Origin of the sequence: Mesorhizobium sp. B2-5-7, assembly GCF_006440875.1 — a bacterium.
GTDB classification, from domain to species: domain Bacteria; phylum Pseudomonadota; class Alphaproteobacteria; order Rhizobiales; family Rhizobiaceae; genus Mesorhizobium; species Mesorhizobium australicum.
The window spans coordinates 838,675-859,137 of the sequence record NZ_VFUO01000001.1 but is presented as its reverse complement, the minus strand read 5'-3'; the positions used below and the strand labels follow the sequence as shown (position 1 = coordinate 859,137).

The window sequence follows — 20,463 nt, the reverse complement described above, 5'->3', positions numbered from 1 at the left end:
GCGAAGCACTTGATGAAGCGTCCTCATGATGCTGGCCGGCTATCTCGTCGCCATACTGGTTGGTCTGATCGCCGTCGTGGCGATCTATGCCGCGCTGAGTTCCCTGCCCAACGCGCCAGCCTATTTCGACCTCATGGGGGTCTCGCCGATCGCGGCCTTTGTGGTACCGCCGCTCGGCATGTTCATCTATTTCCTGACCATCGTGGTGACCGCGCCCCAGACGCTGATTTTTGCGCTGATCGCCGAATTCTTCTCTCTTCGCAACGCTATGCTGCACATGGTCTTCGGCGCCGCGGCTGCGGCCGGAGGTTTCTTCCTGATCTGGCCGGGCGCGGCGGAGGACGTGGATCTGGAGCGCTGGGCCGACATCGGCATCATAGCCGCCGCCGGTCTGGTTGCCGGGCTGGTCTATTGGCTGATCGCCGGGCGCGACGCCGGTTTCAGGCGCTCGCTGTCGGAGCGATAACGACTAGCTCGAGGGTGAGCGCACCGCCTCGGTTGCGTCCAGGGCCTGCTTCAGCCGGGAATCGCGATCGTAGACGTCGCTGAAATACTCGACCTTGCCGGACATGTCGGGCCAGGCGGTGAAATAAGCGACATAGACTGGGATCGTGCGTGTCACATCCTCGGTCGAGTGTCCGTGCTTCAATTTCTCCGCGATATAATCGACCGAGGTGCCGAGCACTGCCGCCGCCATGCCGCGCGGATCCTGCAGGCGCACGCAGCCATGGCTGAGCGCGCGCATATCCTGCTTGAAGAACGATTTCTGCGGCGTGTCGTGCATGTAGATCGCGTGCTTGTTGGGGAACAGGATCTTCAGTTCGCCCAGAGCATTGGCCTCGCTCGGCTGCTGGCGCACATTATAGGGAATGTTGGCGCCATAAGCGCCCCAGTTCACCGCCGACGAAGGGATGCGCTTGCCGCGTGAATCCGTCACCTCGTAGCCGGCCCGGTCAAGATAGCCGGGATCGCCGCGCAACCTCGGCAGCATTTCGTTGACGATGATCGACTGCGGCACGCCCCAGTAGGGGTGGAAATCGACCTGCTTGATCTGGTCGTAGAAGAAGGCGGTCTGGTTGGTGACGCGGCCGACGACGGCACGCGTCTTCAATTTTTCCTGGCCGTCGTCGATATAGCTTGCGGTGAAGGCAGGCTGGTTAATGAAAACACGCGGGCTGCCGAGATCGGAAGGCAGCCAGCGCAGTTCTTCCAGCGCCACCTCCACCTTCAGCAGCCTGTCGGCCTTCGACGTCCCGGCCAGCGTGGCGACCGTGCGTGGACCGATGACGCCATCGCCCTTCATGCCTTCCTTCTGCTGCACCGCCTTGATCAGCGGCACCAGCTCGGGAACGTAGACTTCGCTGGTTGCCAGCCGCGACAGGACCTCGCCATAGGTGCCGCCCATCTCGTCATCGAGATTACGCGCGATCAGCGACAGCAGCTTCGGCAATTCGGGGCTGGTTTCGCCTGGCTTCAGCAGCAGCTTGGGATCGACGACGATTTCGTTCTCGGCGCTCGCCTGCAGCGCTTCCAGTTCGACGCGCAGCGCCTGATATTCCGCATTCTGCGGATGGCGCGATTCCAGATAGGTGCGAACCTCCTGGGTATGCGCCAGAGTCTTCAGCACGCCCATCATGTCGAGCGGCTTGGCCGGGAAATCGTAGTAGCCGGTCATGCGGTTGGGCTCGACACGGCCATTCTGGGCGTCATGGGCATAGCGCAGGACACGTGCCGACAGCGCCATCTCGAATCGCACGAGCTCCTTCAGCTTGACCTCGTCGTCCGCCGAGGACGAACTGGCGGCAGGCACATCGACCGTGTAGTCGGCAGGCGTGAGGCCGTAGCTTGCAGCCTCGCCAAGCACCCGCACGGCATCCTGCGCGCGGTTGTTCGGGGTGGTTCCGGTCACCCAGATGAAATCCGGGTTGGCCGAGTAATAGGCGATCAGCGCCTTGGCGATGTCGGGCTCGGCATAGAGTTCATAGTCGGCGAGCCCAGCAATGGCTTCATGGAAGGCAGCACCCGTGGCCGAAGGCACGAAAGCGGCGTCTTGCGGTGCAGCCGGCTGCGGCGCCGTCGCCAGCGTCGAGAAGTCGACACGCACCAGCTTGTCGGCCTTGTAAGTATAGTAGGACGGACTGCTGATCTTCACGCCACTGCCGGCCGGAGCGTTCGGCTTGGGTTTGTGCTTTGGCGGAGGAGGCGGAAACTCGCCTTTCGGCTCATGCCTGATGCCACCGCCGAACAGCATGTCGAAAAATCCCTGGGCTCCTGCCTGAGGCATGCCGAAAGCCAGCGTCGCCGTAATCGCCACCAGCGGCATCACGGTTGCTTTTTTACCGAGGAATTTCATGGATCACCCGCTCCGGTCGCAACCGGTTCCCGTTCCGCACGCTAGACCGTCCCGCTCACCGCATGGCGGATGTAAGGCGCGACTATACCGATTCATACTGATTTCGTTAAGCTTTCATAAATTTCGGCAGGGCTGTTGCAGAACGGTTTCACAACATCGTGACGGCCGGCGCGACCGAACTGTCGCGCCGGCCCGGGAATCCCTGTGGCTTACGCGTTTGCGCCTCCATCGATGGTCAGCGCGGCTCCGGTGACGAACCTGCCCTCCGATCCGGCGAGCCAGGCAACCATGCCGGCGATATCGTCAGCTTCGCCGAATCGCGGGGTGGCCATCTTCTGGCGCTGATGCTCGGCATGCGGGCCGTCGGCCGGGTTCATGTCGGTGTCGGTCGAACCGGGATGGACGACATTGGCGGTGATGCCGCGTGACCCGAGGTCGCGGGCCAATGCCTTGGTCAGGCCAACCAGCGCCGCCTTGCTGGCCGAGTAGGCGCCCAGGCTGGTGTCGGTGACCCGCTCGGCCAGATTGCTGCCGATCGAGATGATCCTGCCGCCCTCGCCCATGTGCCTTGCCGCCGCTTTCGAGGCGATGAACGGCGCTCTCAGATTGATCGACATGGTTTCGTCGAAATCGGCAAGCGACAGCGCATCGATCGGCGCGGCGCGCCAGATGCCGGCACTGTTGACCAGGATGTCGAGCCGGCCGAAGGCAGTCACAGCATCGGCCACCGCCTGGTCTATGGCCTCGGCGTCACGGTTGTCGGCTTTAATGGCGATGGCGCGACCGCCCTTGGTCTCTATCTCGGCGACGACGGACCGAGCCTGCTCCTCGCCATGCACATAGGTCAGCGCCACATCGGCCCCCTCCGCCGCCAACCTTCGTGCAATGGCCGCGCCGATACCGCGGCTGCCTCCGGTGACGAGTGCTGCCTTGCCGTTCAAATTTCCTGATGACATCGGTTTCTCCATTTATGTAGCGATTGATACATAAATACCTGCCAGCCTTGCCTGGCCGCGTCAACTCATTTATGTATCGATCAACACAGAAAAGAGCATCATGTCGGAAAGAGGCCGTCCACGAACCTTCGATCGAACCGCGGCCTTGCGGCGCGCGATGGACGTGTTTTGGGCCAAGGGCTATGAAGGCGCATCGATCAGCGATCTCGCCGTGGCAATGGGCATAAATTCGCCGAGCCTCTACGCCGCCTATGGCAGCAAGGAGGCCCTGTTCCTCGAGGCGACCGATCTCTATTCCCGCATTGAGGGCGCCGACATCTGGCTCGCGCTGGAAGAGGCGCCAACGGCGCGGCTTGCGATCGAGCGGTTCTTGCGCCGGACCGCGAAGGCCTATTCGCAAAGCGATCGTCCGCAGGGCTGCCTGATTACGCTGGGTGCGCTGCACGAAGACTCGAGCCGGGGCGCGATCTGCGCGGATTTGCGGCGCCGGCGCGCCGAGAATCTAGCCGCGCTGAAGAAGCGTCTGCAGCGCGGCGTGGCCGAGGGTGAATTGCCTGCCGACTTCGATTGCCTTGCAGCCGCGACCTTTTTCGCAACGGTCCAGCATGGCATGTCGATTCAGGCGCGTGACGGCGCTTCCCGCGCCGCCCTGATGGCGACGGTAGCCGGGGCAATGGCCGCTTGGAAGACCATGGCCGGCACCGTCGAGGCGTGACAAACACCATCCGTTGTGCTCGAAATCCGACTTGCCAGCAAACCTGCGGCCGGAGGGAACCACGTGAAAAAAGGGTATCGCGAACTGCTGGATGAGGCCAACGCCGAGATCGAAGTGGTTTCGCCCGAGGAAGCGGCAGGGCTGCTTGAGGACGAAGACACCATCTTCGTCGATCTGCGCGATCCTCGTGAAATCGAACGCGACGGCAGAATTCCCGGCGCCAAGCACGTCACGCGTGGCATGCTGGAGTTCTGGATCGATCCCGAAAGCCCCTACCACAAGCCCTTCTTCGCTTCCGGAAAAAGCTTCATCTTCTTCTGCGCCGGCGGCTGGCGTTCAGCGCTGGCCACCAAGACGGCGCAGGACATGGGTCTTTCCCCGGTCAAACACATCCTCGGCGGCTACACGGCCTGGAAGGCTGCCGGACTGCCTGTAGAGCCCGGAGACAAGAAGAAATAGCCTGAGTGCCGCTCAGTGGAGCAGCGACGGGTTCTGCTGCACGGTCACGAAGCCGACGGCGCGTTCAACCACGCCCTTGTCGGCCAGAATGCGGCGATGGCCGAGCCCGTCGGCCCAGTGCAGCCGTACATGGTCGCCGGCGCCGGCATAGCGTCGTGCATGTGCAGCCGGCACCTCCCGGTCGTCGGGCGCGTGGATGACCAACGTCGGCACGGGCGCCTGGGCGAGCTGCCGGTCACCGGTGAATTCGTGCAACGGCCGGCCGGAGAGATATTCGACGCGGTCAGCCATGGCGACCTGCGAGCGGGGACCGACATTGAGCATGCGGCTGAAGTCGGCGAAGATTGCCGGCAGCGAGCTTGGTGCCGCGATCAGCACAAGACGTGCGGCCGACAGCGGCGGGATGTCCTTGACGGAGCCGGCGATGGCATTGGCGGCAACGGCACCTCCGAAGGAATGGCCGACGGCAGCCACGAACGGCCCAAACCATTCGCCGGCCACTCTTGCGGCTTCGACGGCATTGACCATGTTCAGGTGCCTGCCCTGCGAATGGCCATGACCGGGAAGATCGAGTGAGACGACCTTGTAGCCGGCGGCGCGAAAACCTTCGATCAGCACGCGCATATATTCGGTACGCGAGCGCCAGCCATGGATGACGAGGACGGTGCCGGCGGACTCGCGGCCCGGCTCGGGGCGGAATTCATGAACCATGACGCAGCCGGTCGCGGTCTTCAGCCGGTGATGCCGCGCCTCGGCCATGAACTCCGCGGCGCGGTCGATGGCGCGGCGCTCGCCGTCGGTCAGTGTCCTGGTGCTTGGCGTACGGCAGAACAATTCGAAAGCCGCACGCCCGGTGATGCGCGGCGCGACATGTTCGGCCGCACCAAACACACCTCGGATGACCTTCAGCCCGAATGATGCCATAGTCAGAATCCATCCATACGTTCAAGCATGAACATAATAGTTCAAAGATGAACAATAAACAAGAGCTACCCTGGGACAACCCGCGTTTTCGCAACTGGGTCGCGGTGGCGCGCGCCTGCCATGTGCTGGAGCGCACGCTGGCGGTGAAACTTGCGCCGCTCGACCTTAAGCCGGCGCAGCTCGACGTGCTGATGAACCTCTACCGCCACCCGGGCATGTCGCAGCACGACCTCGCCCGCAAGCTGCTCGTGGGCCGCTCCAACATCACTATGCTGTTGCCGCAGTTGGAGACGCGTGGCCTGCTGCGGCGCGAAGGCGATGAGAAGGACAAGCGCATCTTGCGGCTTACGCTGACCGAAGCCGGCGAGGCGCTGCTGATGCGGGCGTTGAAAGTGCATATGGCGCTGATCGAGAAGGCGATGAGCCAGTCGACGCCGGAACAATGCGACATGATCGGCGAGCAGATGCGCAAGATCTATGACGTGCTGAACGAGGCGTGATCGCGCTTCCAGGCGATCACCACATCGACTTCTTCGCCCGCTCCGGCCACTCCCTGTCGTAGGTTTCGCCGTCGATATTCTTGCGGCTGGTGATTTCCAAAATCCTTCCGGGTGTCGGCAGCGACTTCGGGTCGACATGCTTGGCAGGGTTCCACAGTTCCGACCGCACGATGGCGCGAGCGCACTGGAAATAGACCGAATCGACATCGATCACGGTGACCGAACGCGCAGGCTTGCCGTCGACCATGAACGACGCGCACAACGCTGGGTCCGTGGTGATATGGGCCCGGCCGTTGATGCGCAGCGTCGTGCCGGAGCCCGGCACCAGGAACAGCAGGCCGACACGCGGATCCCTGATGATGTTCTTCAGCGAATCGGCACGGTTGTTGCCGCGCCGGTCCGGCATCATCAGCGTTTTCGCATCGACGATGCGCACGAAGCCCGCGAGATCGCCGCGCGGCGAACAATCCAGCCCCTCCGGGCCATTGGTGGCTAGCGCGACAAAGGGCGAGGCTTCGATAAAGGCGGCGTATTCGGGAATGACATGGTCGAGTTCCTTGACCACCGAGGCCTCGCCCGGCAATCCGTAAAGGGCTTCGAGTTGTTCGACTGTGGTGATGACCGACATTTTTTTCCGTCTCCCGTTCCGCCCCCTACGCCCGATCGGTGACGTTTTGACGACGCAATGGCGGCTAACGATCGCGGCTCAGGCCCTTCTCGTCGAGTTCCGCGAGATAGGCATTCCAGCGCGCATCCTTCTCATGGCCGAGCGTGTGCAGGTAATTCCAGGTGAAGATGCCGGTGTCATGGAAGTCGTCGAAGGTGATTCGCACCGCATAGTTGCCGACCGGCTCGATCTTCAGGATGGCCACATCGCGTTTGCCGGGAACCGTCACCCGCTGTTCGGGCGAATGGCCCTGCACTTCCGCCGACGGTGAGGCGACGCGCAGCAGCTCGGCCGGCAACTCGAACGGCTGGTGGCCGGGAAAGGTCACGGTGAGCAGCTTGCGGTCCTTGGAGACCCTCAGTTCTTTCGGAGCCGTCATGATCGATCCTGCCTGAATTTGCCCTTCCCTACGCTGCTTCGCGCCAAGCGAAAAGGTATGGGATCGTGCCGACACGCAATGTCGGTCGCGGAATGTTACCAAAGATCGAGGTCGGCTATCTTGAATGGCGGGCTGGATCGTATCACATAGCTGTATATAACGGCGCCGTTAACGGCCACGGAAACGCTCGAACATGAACATGATCGACCCCTTCGGTCGCACGATCAGCTATCTCAGAGTGTCGGTCACCGACCGCTGCGATTTCCGCTGCACCTATTGCATGGCCGAGGATATGGCCTTCCTGCCCAAGAAAGACCTGCTGTCGCTGGAAGAACTCGACCGGCTCTGCACCGTGTTCATTGAAAAGGGTGTCAAACGGTTGCGCCTCACCGGCGGTGAGCCGCTGGTGCGCAAGAACATCATGCATCTGGTGCGCCAGCTTTCCCGGCACCTTGACAGCGGCGCACTGGAAGAACTGACGCTGACCACCAACGGTTCGCAGCTTTCGCGCTTCGCCGCGGAACTCGCCGATTGCGGCGTCAAGCGCATCAATGTTTCGCTCGATACGCTCGATGCCGACAAGTTCCACGCCATCACCCGCTGGGGTCATCTCGGCAAGGTCATGGCGGGCATTGATGCCGCCCAGGCGGCTGGATTGAAAGTCAAGCTCAACGCGGTGGCGCTGAAGGATTTCAACGACGCCGAGCTGCCCGAAATGATGCGCTGGGCGCATGGTCGCGGCATGGACCTTACCGTCATCGAAACCATGCCGATGGGCGAGATCGACGCCGATCGCACCGACCAGTACTTGCCGCTGTCGCTGCTGCGCGCATCACTCGAGCGCCAGTTCACGCTGACCGACATTCCGTTCAAGACCGGTGGCCCGGCCCGCTATGTCCAAGTCGCCGAGACCGGCGGAAAACTCGGCTTCATCACGCCGATGACGCATAATTTCTGCGAAAGCTGCAACCGGGTCAGGCTGACTTGCACGGGCACGCTCTATATGTGCCTTGGCCAGGAAGACGCGGCCGACCTACGCGCTCCGTTGCGCGCGTCCGAAGGCAATGAACTGGTTGCCGACGCTATAGACGAAGCCATCGGCCGCAAGCCGAAGGGCCATGACTTCATCATCGACCGCCGCACCAGCCGTCCGTCGGTGTCTCGGCATATGAGTGTCACCGGCGGCTGACCTTGTCTCCTGTCCGTGCGAGAATGCCGTGCAATCATCGGCTTCGGGGCAAGGCATGCGACGGCTCTACTCAATCGTCATATCTCTTGCCGCGGTCTCGGCGAATACCGCGTTTGCCGCGCAATCCACCTACGTGAACGAGCGCTTCGGCACCGTTTGCACCTTCCCCGACGATATCTTCACCGATCGCCAGCCCGAGCCTGAGAATGGCGACGGTCAGGTATGGCTGAGCGCGGACGGCGCCAGCCTGACATGCTCCGGCATCCTCAACATCGACCATGAGACGCCGAGAGACTTTGTCGTCGGCGAAAAGACGAGCAATGAGCCTGGCTACAAGGTCACCTACGGCAAGGCCGGCAAGGATTGGGCGGTGCTGTCGGGCGTGAAGGACGGAAAGATTTTTTATGAGCGGCGGCTGTTTGACGGGGATGGCGTCATCCGCACGGTCTGGATCGACTATCCGCCGGCGCTGAAATCGAAATATGACCCGCTGGTCGGCGCCATCGCTGGCAGCCTCAAGGGGCCATGAACCGTTCGAGCCAAGAGTATTTTAGCCACACCGCAAACAAATCTCTGTCGGCAAATGTCGGTCTGATTTACTGGTCATGGTTTCCCGCCTACCCTCCGTTCCGTAGCGATTCATCGCATTTTCGGGGGATTACATCATGCGCAAACTTCTTCTCGCTTTCGCCTTGCTCGGCTTGGCTGCCCTGCCGGCGGCTGCCCAGTCGATCGGCGGCACTTACACCGTTGCCGGCACCAATTTCGATGGTTCGTCCTATGGCGGCGAAGCCACCATCACGCTGACCAGCGGCACCACCTGCACGATCCACTGGGAGACCGGCGGTTCTTCTTCCGATGGCATCTGCATGCGCAACGACAACGCATTCTCCGCTGGCTACGAAATGGGCAAGGATATCGGCCTCGTCGTCTACAAGGTCGAGGATGACGGGTCGCTGCATGGTCTGTGGACCATCGCCGGCAAGGAGGGGAACGGCACCGAGGTGCTGTCACCCAAGAAGTAGACAATCCCTCGTCCGCACCGTGTCGGGAGGCGTTGCCGCCTTCCGACAGAATTCATACCTCGTCCGGGATGGTTTCACGCCGGCGAAGATGGATATCGGGTCCTGGCCCAGCCCTTTGCCGTTGCTGTCTCGTGGCGGGCTGTTACAGCCTTGCTTGCCAAAGCAACCGGTAGATGTCTTGCCCCTTTCCCCAAATCTTCGCGGCGCGTTGTTCATGGTGGTAGCGATGGTTGGCTTCACGCTCAACGACGCCATCACCAAATACTCTTCTGAGTCGATGAACATGGCGCAGGTCATGTTGATCAGAGGGGCGTTCGCCTCGCTGTTCGTCGGTCTGCTGGCTTGGCAACGTGGCGCACTTTTTCAGCCGCGCCTGATGCTGCAGCCGCTGGTGGCGGTCCGTGTCCTGGGCGAGGCGGGCGCTACGGTGTCCTTCCTGGTCGCGCTCGCCCATTTGCCGATCGGCAGCGTTTCGGCCGTTCTGCAAGCGCTGCCGCTGGCGGTGACGATGGGCGCGGCGCTGTTTTTCGGTGAAGCGGTCGGCTGGCGGCGCTGGCTGGCGATCGCCATCGGGTTTGCCGGGGTCATCATCATCGTGCGGCCGGGTTTCGAGGGCTTCAGCATTTACTCGCTGGTGGCGCTGGCATCCGTCGCCTGCTGCACGGTGCGGGACCTTGCCACCAAGCGCATCCCCCAGGCCATCCCGACGATGCTGGTCTCGACCGCCACCGCGCTGGCCATGACCGTAGTCGGTGCGTTTTTGTTGACGCCGATGGGTGGCTGGACACCGATGACCGGCAAAAGCACGGCGCTGCTGGCGCTGGCCGCGGTGCTGGTGCTCATCGGCTACCAATCCATCATCATGGCGATGCGATCGGGTGAGATCTCCTTCATCGCCCCGTTCCGCTACACGGCGCTCCTCTGGTCGATACTGCTTGGCTTGATTATTTTCGGTGACATACCGGACGTGCCGATGATTGGCGGCGCGGCAATAGTTGTTGGCTCGGGTCTCTATACGCTTTATCGCGAGCGGATGGTCGGCCGGCGAAAGATCGTCGCCGAAAGCACCGGCCCGGCCATGGCGCCGGAAGGACTCTAGCACCCCCTTGAAGCCGCTTGCGATTTCCGCGGCTGGCGTACAGGCTGGATAGCATGAAGCGGGATATTGCTGGGCTCATCCTGGCAGGTGGCCAGTCGAGGCGGATGGGCGGTGGCGACAAGGCGTTGTTGCCGCTGGGCGGCGGCTGCGTGCTCGACCAGGTGCTGTCGCGATTTGGCCCGCAGCTCGAGACCCTGGCGCTCAGCGCCAATGGCGATCCGGCGCGGTTCGCCCGGTTCGGGCTGCCGGTGCTTGCCGATACCATCGAAGGCTTTGCCGGGCCGCTTGCCGGAATCCTGACCGGCCTGGAATGGGCCGCCGCCGGCACGCCTTGCAGGGCGATCGTCACAGCGGCCGGCGACACGCCTTTCCTGCCGCCGGATCTCGTTGATCGTCTTGCGGCGGCGGCGCATCAACACCCCGGTTCGATCGCCGTCGCCTCTTCGGCGGGCCGGCGGCATCCGACCTTCGCGCTGTGGCCAACCGGATGCCGCGAAGCCTTGCGGCATTTCCTGGTCGATGAGGACAACAGGCGCGTTTCGACCTTTATCGAACAACACGGCCATGTCGACGTGGAATTCCCTGTCCCGCAATCCGCCGGAATCGATCCTTTCTTCAACATCAATGTGCCGGACGATCTTGCCCAGGCTGAACAGCTGTTGCAGAGCATGTCGCCATGAACAGACGCATCTTCGGCATCACCGGCTGGAAAAACTCCGGCAAGACCACACTGACGGAAAGGCTGGTCGCGGAGCTTGTGCGGCGCGGCTGGAAAGTCTCGACGGTCAAACATGCTCATCATCATTTCGACATCGACAAGCCCGGCGCCGACAGCTTCCGCCACCGGCAGGCGGGTGCTACCGAGGTTGCGATCGTATCGGGCAGTCGCTGGGCGCTGATGCACGAATTGCGTGGCGAGCAGGAGCCGCCGCTGGACGCCATCCTGTCGCGGCTCGCCCCCTGCGACATCGTGCTGGTCGAAGGCTACAAGCGCGAATCCCACCGCAAGATCGAAACGAGGCGGCTGGAAGCGAAGGACCGGACGCCGCTTGCGGTGGATGATCCCAATATTGTCGCCGTCGCCGCGGATTTCGCCATCGCCGACCAGAGCCTGCCGGTGTTCGACCTCGATGACGCAAAATCCATAGCCGACTTCATCGAGCGTACGACCGGCCTCGTTGCTTGAGAAGTAACGTAACGGTAGAAGCCCATTACCGATTTCGGCGGTTTTGCGGTTGCTTTTTTCTTGGAAAGAGTGGGAGTATCGGCCTAGCGGGCGGTCAAAAAGCACCGCCCCACAGAGCCGTTTCGGAACGACGGCCGGGACCATAAAGAGAGGACTATCATGCGTATTGCACTGCGTATCGCGCTCGCCGCATCGGCTGCGCTGCTGACGCTCGGCGTAGCCCAGGCCCAGGAGAAGACCCTGCGGATCGGCACCGAAGGCGCCTACCCCCCCTTCAACAACCTCACCGCCGATGGCCAGCTTGTCGGCTTCGACATCGACATCGCCAAGGCACTTTGCGATGAGATGAAGGTCAAGTGCACCTTCGTCGCCCAGGATTGGGACGGCATCATCCCCGCACTTCAGGCCGGCAAGTTCGACGCCATCGTGGCCTCGATGTCGATCACGCCGGAGAGGCAGCAGAAGGTCGACTTCTCGCACAAATACTACAACACCCCGTCGGCGATCGCCGTGCCGAAGGATTCGCCGCTCAAGGGAGTGACCAAGGAAGACCTCGCCGGAAAGAATATCGGCGTCGCCACCACCACCACCCATTTCAACTATGCCTCGAAGACCTACACGGACAGCACCATTAAGGGCTATCCGAGCAGCCCCGAGGAACAGGCTGACCTCGCCAATGGCCGTCTCGACGCCATCGAGGACGATATTGTCGTGCTGCAGCAGTTTCTGGATTCGCCTGAAGGCGCCTGCTGCAAGATTCTCGGCCAGCCCTCGCCGCAACCTGTCGAAATTTTCGGACCTGGCGCCGGCATCGCCGTTCGAAAGGGCGATACCGACCTGGTCAACAAGCTGAATTCCGCCATCGACGCCATCCGCGCCAACGGAAAATACAAGGAAATCAACGACAAGTACTTCAAGTTCGACGTCTACGGCGCCGAGTCCTGATCATCATTGCCAAGGCGGCGGGGTTCCCCTGCCGCCTTGTTCATCTCGGGAGCGCCGTGGGGTAAGGCCAGTCAATGCCAGTCCAAAGCATATGGACACTGCTCAGTTGGGGACCGGAGGGCTGGAGTGACGATATTGCCTATGGTGCGTTGGTCACCATCGCGCTCGCGCTTGCAACGCTGCCGATCGGCCTGACGATCGGCTTTTTCGTAGCCTGGGCCAAGCAGTCCGAAGAACCGTCGCTGCGGCTGGCCGCCAACATCTACACCACCATGTTTCGCGGCCTGCCGGAATTGGTGACGCTGTTCCTGTTCTTCTTCGGCATGCCCATCTTGCTGCAATACGTCATCCGCCTCTTCAAGCCCGAGGCAACGATCGATGTCGACAGCTTCATCGCCGGCATGATCGTGCTGTCGCTGATCTTTTCTTCCTACGCTAGCGAGGTATTCCTCTCCGCCTTTCGCGCCATTCCGAAGGGCCAGTATGAAGGCGGCTATGCAATCGGCCTGTCGAAATGGCTTACCATGCGCAAGGTGATCCTGCCGCAGCTGCTGCGCATCGCCTTTCCCGGCCTTGAGAATTGCTGGCTGAGCCTGCTCAAGGACACCGCCCTCGTCTCCGTCGTCAACCTCGCTGAAACCCTGCGCAATGCCGGCGTGGCGGCACGTGTCACCAAGCATTCCTTCCTGTTCTACAGCGTCGCCGCACTGGTTTTCCTCGTCCTGGCGATCCTGTCCTCGATCGCAACCGGGTTCATCTTGCGCTCGCTGGGGCGGAGGGAGGCACGATGAGCGTCACGGAAGCGATCTCGGTCGACCGCCCGCCGCCGCGGGCACGCGGCTGGCCGCGCACCCGCATCGTCGGTTACGCACTCGTCGGCCTCTGGATCCTCTTCGGCCTCGGTATCCTCGCCTATCTCGCCTACGCCTGGAATGGCGAGTTCTTTGCCAGATATGCACCCGCCTATCTGCAGGGACTGTGGACCACGCTGTCGCTCGTGGCGATCTCGATGGTGGCCGGCGCGATCTTTTCGCTGCCCGTCACCTATGGCCGCATGTCGAAGAACCGGTTCTTGTCCGGCCTTGCCTATTGCTATGTCTATTTCTTCCGCGGCACACCGCTGCTCGTCCAGGTCTACCTCGTTTACTATGGCTTGGGGTCTTTCCGGCTGCAGCTCGAGTCCATCGGGCTGTGGTGGTTCTTCCGCGAGGCCTTCAACTGCGGCGTGTTCGCCTTTGCGCTCAACACCGCGGCATACCAGGCCGAAATCCTCCGCGGCGCCATCGAGAGTGTTCCCAGGGGCCAATGGGAAGGTGCTGCCTCGCTCGGCCTGCACAAGCTGCAGACGCTGCGCAAGGTCATCCTGCCGCAGGCGTTCATCGTGGCCTTGCGGCCCTACGGCAATGAACTGGTTCTGATGATCAAGGCCTCGGCCATCGTCGCCATCATCACGGTCTATGACCTGATGGGCAATGCGAAGCTTGCCTACGCCAAATCCTTCGATTTCCAGGCCTATGTCTGGGTCGCCATCGTCTATCTGGTGATGGTCGAAATCCTGCGCCATGGCGTCGAATGGATCGAGCGCAGGATTACGATCCACCTCAATCGCTGAGCCGCTCCGGATCGGCCTGTGCCAGTCGATGCCGCAGCGCGCGCCTTGACGAATTCGTCGCATGGCCTAGAGCTTCCGCAGCTGAAATCTCTTTTCCGTCGGAAGGACAAGGCATGGCATCGGTGGCATTTCTCGGTCTTGGCGTCATGGGCTATCCCATGGCCGGACACCTGAAGAACAAGGGTGGCCACGACGTGACCGTCTACAACCGCACCCAAGCCAAAGCTGAGCAGTGGGTCGCCCAACATGGCGGCGGCTTTGCCGCGACGCCGGCCCAGGCCGCCGAGGGCAAGGATTTCGTTTTTTCCTGCGTCGGCAACGATGACGACTTGCGCTCGGTGACTACAGGCCCCGCGGGCGCCTTCAAGGCGATGAAGAAAGGCTCGGTCTTCATCGACAACACCACGGCTTCGGCTGAAGTCGCGCGCGAACTGGCCGAAGCCGCGCAATCGGGCGGCTTCTCATTTCTCGACGCGCCCGTCTCCGGTGGCCAGGCCGGCGCCGAGAACGGCGTGCTGACCGTGATGGTCGGCGGCGATGAGGCCGCCTTCGACAGGGCCAGGCCAGTTATCGACGCTTTTGCCCGCATGGTTGGACTGATGGGATCGGCGGGCGCCGGGCAGCTCACCAAGATGATCAACCAGATCTGTATCGCCGGGCTGGTGCAGGGGCTTTCGGAAGGCATCCATTTCGGCAAGAAGGCAGGTCTCGACATTGAGAAGGTCATCGAGGTGATTTCCAAGGGCGCGGCCGGTTCCTGGCAGATGGAAAACCGGCACAAGACCATGAATGCCGGCAAATATGACTTCGGTTTCGCCGTCGACTGGATGCGCAAGGATCTCGGCATCTGCCTTGAAGAGGCCGATCGCAATGGCGCCAGGCTGCCGGTGACCGCGCTGGTCGACCAGTTCTACAAGGACGTGCAGGCGATGGGCGGCAAGCGCTGGGACACGTCCTCGCTGCTGGCGCGGCTGGAGAAGTAGGCGCAGTGTCCCTGCCCGTTCCAGGCTGGACCGCGCAGGACATCGTCGCTCATCTGCATTCGATCGGAACCGAGGAAGTCCGCGCCGGCATGGGGCGGTTCGGTATCAACACCGCGACCGCGCTCGGTGTCGCCAATGCGGATTTGCGGCCTTTGGCGCGCAAGCTGAAACGCAACCATGAGCGATTCCTGGCGCTGTGGGACAGCGGCGTTCGCGAAGCACGGCTGATGGCGGCCTTCACCGGCGAGCCGAAAAAGATCACCATCGGAGAGTGCCGCCGCTGGGCCGGCGATTTCGATTCCTGGGAGATCGTCGACACCGTCTCGGATCTGTTCGTGGATACGCTGTTCTGGCGCCAGCTGGTCGAGGAGTTTGCCGCCGACGAGCGCGAATTCGTTCGCCGCACGGCCTTCGCGATGCTGGCATGGGCGTCAGTGCATTTGAAAAAGGAGCCGGACGCGACGTTTCTGTCCTACCTGCCGCTAGTCGAGGCTCATTCCCGCGACGAGCGCAATTTCGTCAGGAAAGCGGTCAACTGGGCGCTGCGGCAAATCGGCAAACGGTCGGTGGGTTTGCATGGCCCTACCCTTGCCCTGGCGCAGGAACTTGCCAACTCCGCGAACAGGACGGCGCGCTGGATCGGCAAGGATGCGGTGAAAGAACTCTCGCATGCCAAAACCCACGAACGCCTCGCCACCAGAAAGACCTGACAAGGCGGGGATTGCCGCAGCCGGTTCTCGCCGACATGTGACGCGGCTCGAGCATTGACGCCACCGACAGCGGCGTCTTTACTCGCCCGCAAAGGATGCGACCATGAACCATTTCAAAGCGATCCTGGCGCTTGCGGCCGCGCTTGCACTCTCCACCGCGGGCGCTTCGGCCGAGACCACGCACATCTTCTGGAAGGATCTGCGCCCGGCGACGCAGGCCGTCGCCGAAGACGCCGGCTTGCCGATGATCGCGGCGAAACTGCCGGATCATGGCGAGACACTCTCGGTCGCCCTGCACGACAAGACCATACAATTAGCCGGCTATGCATTGCCGGTCGATCGCGACGGAGATCTCGTTTATCAGTTCCTGCTGGTGCCATGGACGGGTGCGTGCAGCCACATGCCGACGCCTCCGCCCAACCAGATCGTGCTGGTCACACCGGCCCGTCCCTACAAGATGTCCGAGGCCTACCAGTCGGTTGCCGTCACCGGCGCCCTGAACCCGGACATGGAGAAGAGCCAGCTGTTCATTCTTGACGGCGTCAGCGTCATCCAGTCCGGCTACACCGTGCGCAAGGCAGATGTCGTGGGCGTCGACACGGTTCCGGACTCCGTTGTGTTGCCGGTGAACTCGCCCTGGAGCTTCCTCAACAAGAAGAAGAATTGAACGGAGGGCTCAGGCCGCGTTCGCGCCCGACTCCTTGTCCAGCACCATATAGTCGAGCGGGATTTCGGTCGTGTACTTGATCTGCTCCATGGCGAAGGATGACGACACGTCCCGGATCTCGATCTTGGCGATTAGCCGTTTGTAGAAGGCGTCGTAGGCGGCAATGTCGGGCACCACGACGCGCAAGAGGTAATCGACGTCGCCACTCATGCGATAGAATTCGACCACCTCGGGAAATTCCTGGATAACCTCGGAAAACCGGCGCAGCCATTCATGACTATGCGAATTGGTGCGGATCGACACGAAGACGGTGACCCGCACATTGACCTTCTCGTGGTCGAGAATGGCGACGCGCCGCTTGATGACGCCCTCCTCCTCCAGCTTCTGGATGCGCCGCCAGCACGGCGTGGTCGACAGGCCGACTTTCTTGGCGACATCGGCGACCGCGAGCGTCGCGTCCTCCTGCAGCAGGCGGAGAATTTTTCGGTCGAGGCGATCCATCGGAGGCTCCTGGTGGAATAGTTTCGCTATATTCCCTTTTATTTGGGCCATTCACAAGAAAAAAATTCTGCCGCTTGCGTCGAAAGCGAGTGTTTTCTTGCTCAATGCCTAACCGAGGCGATAGCGGATTTCCGAGCGCAGGAAAGGCAGCAAATCCATTTCAAACCACGGATTCTGCTTCAACCAGCCTGTGTTGCGCCAGGATGGATGTGGCAGCGGCAGCACTTTGGGGCCGACGGAATTCTCCCAGATGGCGCGCCAGTCCATCACCGTTTCCGTCAGCGAGGCGCGCCGCGCCGCGCCCATATGCCAGGTCTGCGCGTAGATGCCGATCGTCAGCACCAGGTCGATCCGCGGCATCAGCGCCATCAAGGGCGCGCGCCAGGCCGGGGCGCATTCGCGCCTCGGCGGCAGGTCGCCGCCCTTGCCGTCCTGTCCGGGAAAGCAGAAGCCCATCGGCACGATGGCGAATTTCTCGATGTCGTAGAATTCGTCGCTGGTCACATCAAGCCAAGTCCGCAAACGGTCGCCCGAAGCATCGGTGAAGGGCATGCCCGACAGATGCACCTTGGTTCCCGGTGCTTGGCTGGCGATCAGGATACGGGCGCTGGAAGAGGGTCGCAGCACCGGACGCGGCTCATGCGCCAGCGGCTTGCCGATGGGATCGTCCGCGCAGATGCGGCAAGCGCGGACCGTCGCGGCGAATCTGTCCAGTTCCACGCTCAAGCAGCGGCACTCGGCCGGCTGGAGATTGCCTGATGCCAACGCGACACATTGGTGCATTCCTCCGGCACCTTGATGCGTGCCGGCTTCATGAAGTCGATCGCGATCAGCCCTGTGATGTCGGCAATGGAATAGCTGTCGCCGGCGACGAATTCACGACTGCCGAGTTCAGCATCGAGCAGCATGAGAAACTCCACCGCCTTCGGCTTGTTGGCCTCACCCCATTCGGGGACCTGCGGAATTTCCCATTCCTTCATGGCGGGATGGACATGGCGGAAAGCCTGCGTGACGCTGCTGAGCAGGTTGAACTCCATCCGCCTCTGCCACATCTCGACCTGCGCCTTGCCAAGCGCGCCGTTTCCGAACAATGCCGGCTCGGGATGGAGTTCCTCGAAATAGCGGCAGATGGCGACGGATTCGGTGAGGATGGTGCCATCATCGAGTTCCAGCACCGGCAGGCGCCGCAGCGGGTTGCGCGAGCTTATTGGCTGCTGCTTGTGTTCCAGCGCGCCCATGTCGACGGGCACCAACGGAACCGCGATTCCCTTCTCGGCGAGAAAAACCCGAACCCGCCGAGGGTTGGGTGCCCGGCCGCCGTCGAACAGCTTCATTTCGATCCTCCTCTTCCTTCCGCCAGACACGCTTCACCAGAAGCGAAAGATCTCGCGCGCCGCGTCGCCGATCGACGCCAGTGTGCCATGTTTTCGCTCGACGACCTCGCCGTGGTGACTGTCGCGCCAGTCCTGTGGCAGGTCGAACGTGCCCGCCCAGATGCCAACCCTGGCCGCGCGGGCCGTCGCTTCCTCGCCTTCGAAAGCGCCGTAGGCAACGGCCCAGCCGACCTCGACCTGGGCGCGGTTTAGGTCGGTGCCGCCGGCCTTGCAGTCGCCGAGCAACCGGCCATAGCGGTCGCGCTGCCAGCCGCTGCAGGTGACCGGCCTGCCTGCGATCAGCCGCACCAGCGACTGGCGCGCCAGCGTGCCACAGGCATAATCGGCGCCGTTCTTGTGGCAAGTCTGGGTGTATTCCGGGGCGTCGATGCCGCGCATGCGGATGCGCTCGGTGCCGAGCGTGATCGAATCGCCGTCATTGATGATGGCTGTACCTTGCGTCTTGCGTGTCTCCACTCGATCGAGACGCGCCGCAAGCAGGATCAGCAGCCCCAGAATGATGACGGTCAGCCCGTAATCCAGCAGCTTTCGCCACGGACTTCTCGGGCGCGCTGCCGCGTACCTCGGGCGCGACCTTGGCGACCACGAACGGCTCATATGGCAAACGGTTGGTTAATCATTCGAACGTAGCTTAACACCTTGAAATCGCTGCGCGCATAAATTGAAGCTTTTGATGCCCTTGCAACGCTCGAACACGGCGGACAAGTTCATTGTGGACCGCAGGAAACGGCATCGCAACAGCGATGTCGCGCGCGCGGTTCGCAAGACGCGCGACCGTCTTTCGCAGCAGGCCGGCAATCTCGATTTCGACCGCGAGCTGCTGAAGCTCCATGCCCAGGCGATGACCAGCGGTGCCGTCGTCATCCCGATGCTCGTCCTGGCGATCGCCGCGGCCGGTCGTCTGGCCGGTGTCGGCAATGAGATCGGGCTCTGGGCGTTGTTTACGCTGACCTCTTATACGATCGTCGTTTTCATGGCGCGGCGCATCGAGCGCACGGAAGCTTCCGAACTTAACGCCTTGCAAACGCGAAGGGAATTCCTGGTCGGCCATTTCCTTTGTGGTCTGGGCTGGGCCTGGTTCGTCTGGCTGGGCTGCGGGGCCTGCGAGGTCGACCAGTTCCAGGCGGTCAAGGCGGTGGTGCTGCTGTTTGCCATGGCAGGGACGGCGCTCATGGCCTCGTCCCTGGGCGGAGCACTGCTGGCGACCTTCGCGGTTCCAGTGGCGCTCTACGCCTATGCCGCGACCAAGTCGTGGATGCCGGTCGAGGCCATCATGGCCGCGTTGCTTGTCCTGTCGCTGCCTTTCTTCGCCTATATTGCCAGTCACCTCAATCGCTTCTCCCTGCTGCTGTTGTCGTTCCGCTCCGAAAAGGACGCGCTGATCGCCGAAGTGGAGACGGCGAAGTCGATGTCGGACGAGGCGCGGCGGCGGGCTGAGGACGCCAACCTGGCAAAATCGCGTTTCCTCGCTTCGATGAGCCACGAATTGCGCACGCCGCTCAACGCCATTCTCGGCTTTTCCGAGGTGATGGCGAACGAAGTCCTCGGGCCGATGAGCAATCCCACCTATCGTGACTACGCCCACGACGTGCATGACTCAGGCCAGCATCTGCTCGACCTGATCAACGAGATCCTCGACCTATCGCGCATCGAGGCCGGCCGCTACCAGCTCAACGAGGAGCCGGTCATGTTGCTCAACATCGTCGAGGATTGCTGCCACATGATGGAGTTGAAGGCGCGCAACAAGGACATCCGCGTCATCCAGGATTTCGAACAGACATTGCCGCGGCTGTTCGCCGACGAGCGCGCCGTGCGCCAGATCACGCTCAACCTTCTGTCCAATGCCATCAAGTTCACCGCCACCGGCGGCGAAATCCGCGTCCGGGTCGGCTGGACGGCGGGCGGCGGACAATACATTTCGATCAAGGACAACGGTCCGGGCATTCCCGAAGACGAGATTCCGGTCGTGCTTTCAGCCTTCGGCCAGGGTTCGATCGCCATCAAGAGCGCCGAGCAAGGCACCGGGCTTGGCCTGCCGATCGTCCAAGGGCTGCTCGCCATGCATGGCGGCGAGTTCGAGCTTCATTCCAAGCTGCGCGAAGGCACCGAGGCGATCGCTATTTTCCCGCTGAGCCGGGTGATGGAAGAACTGCCGGCGCTGCCGACCGCAGCGGTGGCCGCGCGACGGCGGTAAGGACC

26 protein-coding genes are annotated in these 20,463 nt (G+C 62.2%); 17 read left to right on the top strand and 9 right to left on the bottom strand.

The window, feature by feature from the left end:
- Window positions 1–25 precede the first annotated feature (25 nt).
- Entirely contained in the window at window positions 26–466 is a 441-nt protein-coding gene (locus FJ543_RS04165) for a hypothetical protein (RefSeq protein ID WP_140873897.1), read from the top strand.
- A 3-nt stretch (window positions 467–469) separates the two neighbouring features.
- Here FJ543_RS04165 and FJ543_RS04160 read toward each other — a convergent pair whose 3' ends face one another.
- Together FJ543_RS04160 and FJ543_RS04155 are read right to left on the bottom strand one after the other, a co-directional pair.
- Window positions 470–2,353: a murein L,D-transpeptidase gene (locus FJ543_RS04160; RefSeq protein WP_140873895.1), complete on the bottom strand. Its 1,884-nt coding sequence runs from the start codon at window positions 2,351–2,353 to the stop codon at window positions 470–472.
- A 209-nt stretch (window positions 2,354–2,562) separates the two neighbouring features.
- Complete coding sequence (locus tag FJ543_RS04155) at window positions 2,563–3,309, bottom strand: 3-oxoacyl-ACP reductase family protein (RefSeq protein ID WP_140873894.1); 747 nt, start codon at window positions 3,307–3,309, stop codon at window positions 2,563–2,565.
- 100 nt (window positions 3,310–3,409) lie between these two features.
- Between FJ543_RS04155 and FJ543_RS04150 the strand changes: the two genes are divergently transcribed.
- Together FJ543_RS04150 and FJ543_RS04145 are read left to right on the top strand one after the other, a co-directional pair.
- The gene (locus tag FJ543_RS04150; RefSeq protein ID WP_140873892.1) at window positions 3,410–4,024 is read left to right on the top strand and encodes a TetR/AcrR family transcriptional regulator; all 615 of its coding nucleotides are present in this window, start codon (window positions 3,410–3,412) and stop codon (window positions 4,022–4,024) included.
- Between the two features lie 63 nt (window positions 4,025–4,087).
- Complete coding sequence (locus FJ543_RS04145) at window positions 4,088–4,483, top strand: rhodanese-like domain-containing protein (protein WP_140873890.1); 396 nt, start codon at window positions 4,088–4,090, stop codon at window positions 4,481–4,483.
- 12 nt (window positions 4,484–4,495) lie between these two features.
- Here the strand turns inward: FJ543_RS04145 and FJ543_RS04140 are convergent, their stop codons facing one another.
- The gene (locus FJ543_RS04140) at window positions 4,496–5,407 is read right to left on the bottom strand and encodes an alpha/beta fold hydrolase (RefSeq protein ID WP_140873888.1); all 912 of its coding nucleotides are present in this window, start codon (window positions 5,405–5,407) and stop codon (window positions 4,496–4,498) included.
- 47 nt (window positions 5,408–5,454) lie between these two features.
- Between FJ543_RS04140 and FJ543_RS04135 the strand changes: the two genes are divergently transcribed.
- On the top strand, window positions 5,455–5,907 hold the full coding sequence (locus FJ543_RS04135) for a MarR family transcriptional regulator (RefSeq protein ID WP_140720439.1): 453 nt from the start codon (window positions 5,455–5,457) through the stop codon (window positions 5,905–5,907).
- Between the two features lie 16 nt (window positions 5,908–5,923).
- On the opposite strand, the gene FJ543_RS04130 is transcribed toward FJ543_RS04135, so the two are convergent.
- The gene (locus tag FJ543_RS04130; protein ID WP_140873886.1) at window positions 5,924–6,535 is read right to left on the bottom strand and encodes a pyridoxamine 5'-phosphate oxidase family protein; all 612 of its coding nucleotides are present in this window, start codon (window positions 6,533–6,535) and stop codon (window positions 5,924–5,926) included.
- A 64-nt stretch (window positions 6,536–6,599) separates the two neighbouring features.
- The gene (locus tag FJ543_RS04125) at window positions 6,600–6,953 is read right to left on the bottom strand and encodes a DUF971 domain-containing protein (protein ID WP_015317862.1); all 354 of its coding nucleotides are present in this window, start codon (window positions 6,951–6,953) and stop codon (window positions 6,600–6,602) included.
- A gap of 193 nt (window positions 6,954–7,146) precedes the next feature.
- Here FJ543_RS04125 and moaA point away from each other — a divergent pair, with 193 nt between their 5' ends.
- The 12 genes from moaA to FJ543_RS04065 all read left to right on the top strand — a co-directional run bounded on the left by moaA (window position 7,147) and on the right by FJ543_RS04065 (window position 16,369).
- Window positions 7,147–8,142, top strand: coding sequence for a GTP 3',8-cyclase MoaA (gene moaA, locus FJ543_RS04120; protein ID WP_140664526.1), 996 nt, complete (start codon window positions 7,147–7,149; stop codon window positions 8,140–8,142).
- A gap of 55 nt (window positions 8,143–8,197) precedes the next feature.
- Window positions 8,198–8,671 carry a hypothetical protein gene (locus tag FJ543_RS04115; protein ID WP_140873884.1) on the top strand — a complete coding sequence of 158 codons (474 nt, stop codon included), beginning with the start codon at window positions 8,198–8,200 and terminating at the stop codon, window positions 8,669–8,671.
- Between the two features lie 136 nt (window positions 8,672–8,807).
- A complete protein-coding gene (locus tag FJ543_RS04110) occupies window positions 8,808–9,167 on the top strand; it encodes a hypothetical protein (RefSeq protein ID WP_015317859.1) in 360 nt (119 codons plus the stop codon).
- A gap of 178 nt (window positions 9,168–9,345) precedes the next feature.
- Window positions 9,346–10,266, top strand: coding sequence for a DMT family transporter (locus FJ543_RS04105; protein ID WP_140874457.1), 921 nt, complete (start codon window positions 9,346–9,348; stop codon window positions 10,264–10,266).
- A 53-nt stretch (window positions 10,267–10,319) separates the two neighbouring features.
- Window positions 10,320–10,946: a molybdenum cofactor guanylyltransferase MobA gene (gene mobA / locus FJ543_RS04100; protein WP_140790821.1), complete on the top strand. Its 627-nt coding sequence runs from the start codon at window positions 10,320–10,322 to the stop codon at window positions 10,944–10,946.
- Window positions 10,943–11,452: a molybdopterin-guanine dinucleotide biosynthesis protein B gene (gene mobB, locus FJ543_RS04095; protein ID WP_140619683.1), complete on the top strand. Its 510-nt coding sequence runs from the start codon at window positions 10,943–10,945 to the stop codon at window positions 11,450–11,452. The genes mobA and mobB overlap by 4 nt, the downstream gene beginning before the upstream one ends.
- A 159-nt stretch (window positions 11,453–11,611) precedes the next feature.
- A complete protein-coding gene (locus FJ543_RS04090) occupies window positions 11,612–12,397 on the top strand; it encodes an ABC transporter substrate-binding protein (protein ID WP_015317855.1) in 786 nt (261 codons plus the stop codon).
- Window positions 12,398–12,471: 74 nt separating this feature from the next.
- Window positions 12,472–13,188, top strand: coding sequence for an ABC transporter permease (locus FJ543_RS04085; RefSeq protein ID WP_015317854.1), 717 nt, complete (start codon window positions 12,472–12,474; stop codon window positions 13,186–13,188).
- Window positions 13,185–14,009, top strand: a complete 825-nt coding sequence (locus FJ543_RS04080; RefSeq protein WP_140790823.1) for an ABC transporter permease — start codon at window positions 13,185–13,187, stop codon at window positions 14,007–14,009. The genes FJ543_RS04085 and FJ543_RS04080 overlap by 4 nt, the downstream gene beginning before the upstream one ends.
- A gap of 113 nt (window positions 14,010–14,122) precedes the next feature.
- Window positions 14,123–14,992: an NAD(P)-dependent oxidoreductase gene (locus FJ543_RS04075; protein WP_140664534.1), complete on the top strand. Its 870-nt coding sequence runs from the start codon at window positions 14,123–14,125 to the stop codon at window positions 14,990–14,992.
- Between the two features lie 5 nt (window positions 14,993–14,997).
- A complete protein-coding gene (locus FJ543_RS04070; RefSeq protein WP_140873882.1) occupies window positions 14,998–15,702 on the top strand; it encodes a DNA alkylation repair protein in 705 nt (234 codons plus the stop codon).
- A gap of 103 nt (window positions 15,703–15,805) precedes the next feature.
- Window positions 15,806–16,369 (top strand): DUF3299 domain-containing protein, encoded by a 564-nt coding sequence (locus FJ543_RS04065; RefSeq protein ID WP_140873880.1) that lies wholly within the window; start codon window positions 15,806–15,808, stop codon window positions 16,367–16,369.
- 9 nt (window positions 16,370–16,378) lie between these two features.
- Here FJ543_RS04065 and FJ543_RS04060 read toward each other — a convergent pair whose 3' ends face one another.
- From FJ543_RS04060 to FJ543_RS04045, 4 genes are all read right to left on the bottom strand, one after another.
- On the bottom strand, window positions 16,379–16,870 hold the full coding sequence (locus FJ543_RS04060; RefSeq protein WP_006205209.1) for an Lrp/AsnC family transcriptional regulator: 492 nt from the start codon (window positions 16,868–16,870) through the stop codon (window positions 16,379–16,381).
- 108 nt (window positions 16,871–16,978) lie between these two features.
- Entirely contained in the window at window positions 16,979–17,653 is a 675-nt protein-coding gene (locus FJ543_RS04055; protein WP_140824455.1) for a uracil-DNA glycosylase family protein, read from the bottom strand.
- Window positions 17,593–18,204: a glutathione S-transferase gene (locus FJ543_RS04050; RefSeq protein ID WP_140664545.1), complete on the bottom strand. Its 612-nt coding sequence runs from the start codon at window positions 18,202–18,204 to the stop codon at window positions 17,593–17,595. The genes FJ543_RS04055 and FJ543_RS04050 overlap by 61 nt, the downstream gene beginning before the upstream one ends.
- A gap of 33 nt (window positions 18,205–18,237) precedes the next feature.
- Entirely contained in the window at window positions 18,238–18,861 is a 624-nt protein-coding gene (locus tag FJ543_RS04045) for a thermonuclease family protein (RefSeq protein WP_140873878.1), read from the bottom strand.
- Window positions 18,862–18,937: 76 nt separating this feature from the next.
- Between FJ543_RS04045 and FJ543_RS04040 the strand changes: the two genes are divergently transcribed.
- Window positions 18,938–20,458: a HAMP domain-containing sensor histidine kinase gene (locus tag FJ543_RS04040; protein ID WP_015317845.1), complete on the top strand. Its 1,521-nt coding sequence runs from the start codon at window positions 18,938–18,940 to the stop codon at window positions 20,456–20,458.
- The last annotated feature ends 5 nt before the right edge of the window (window positions 20,459–20,463 follow it).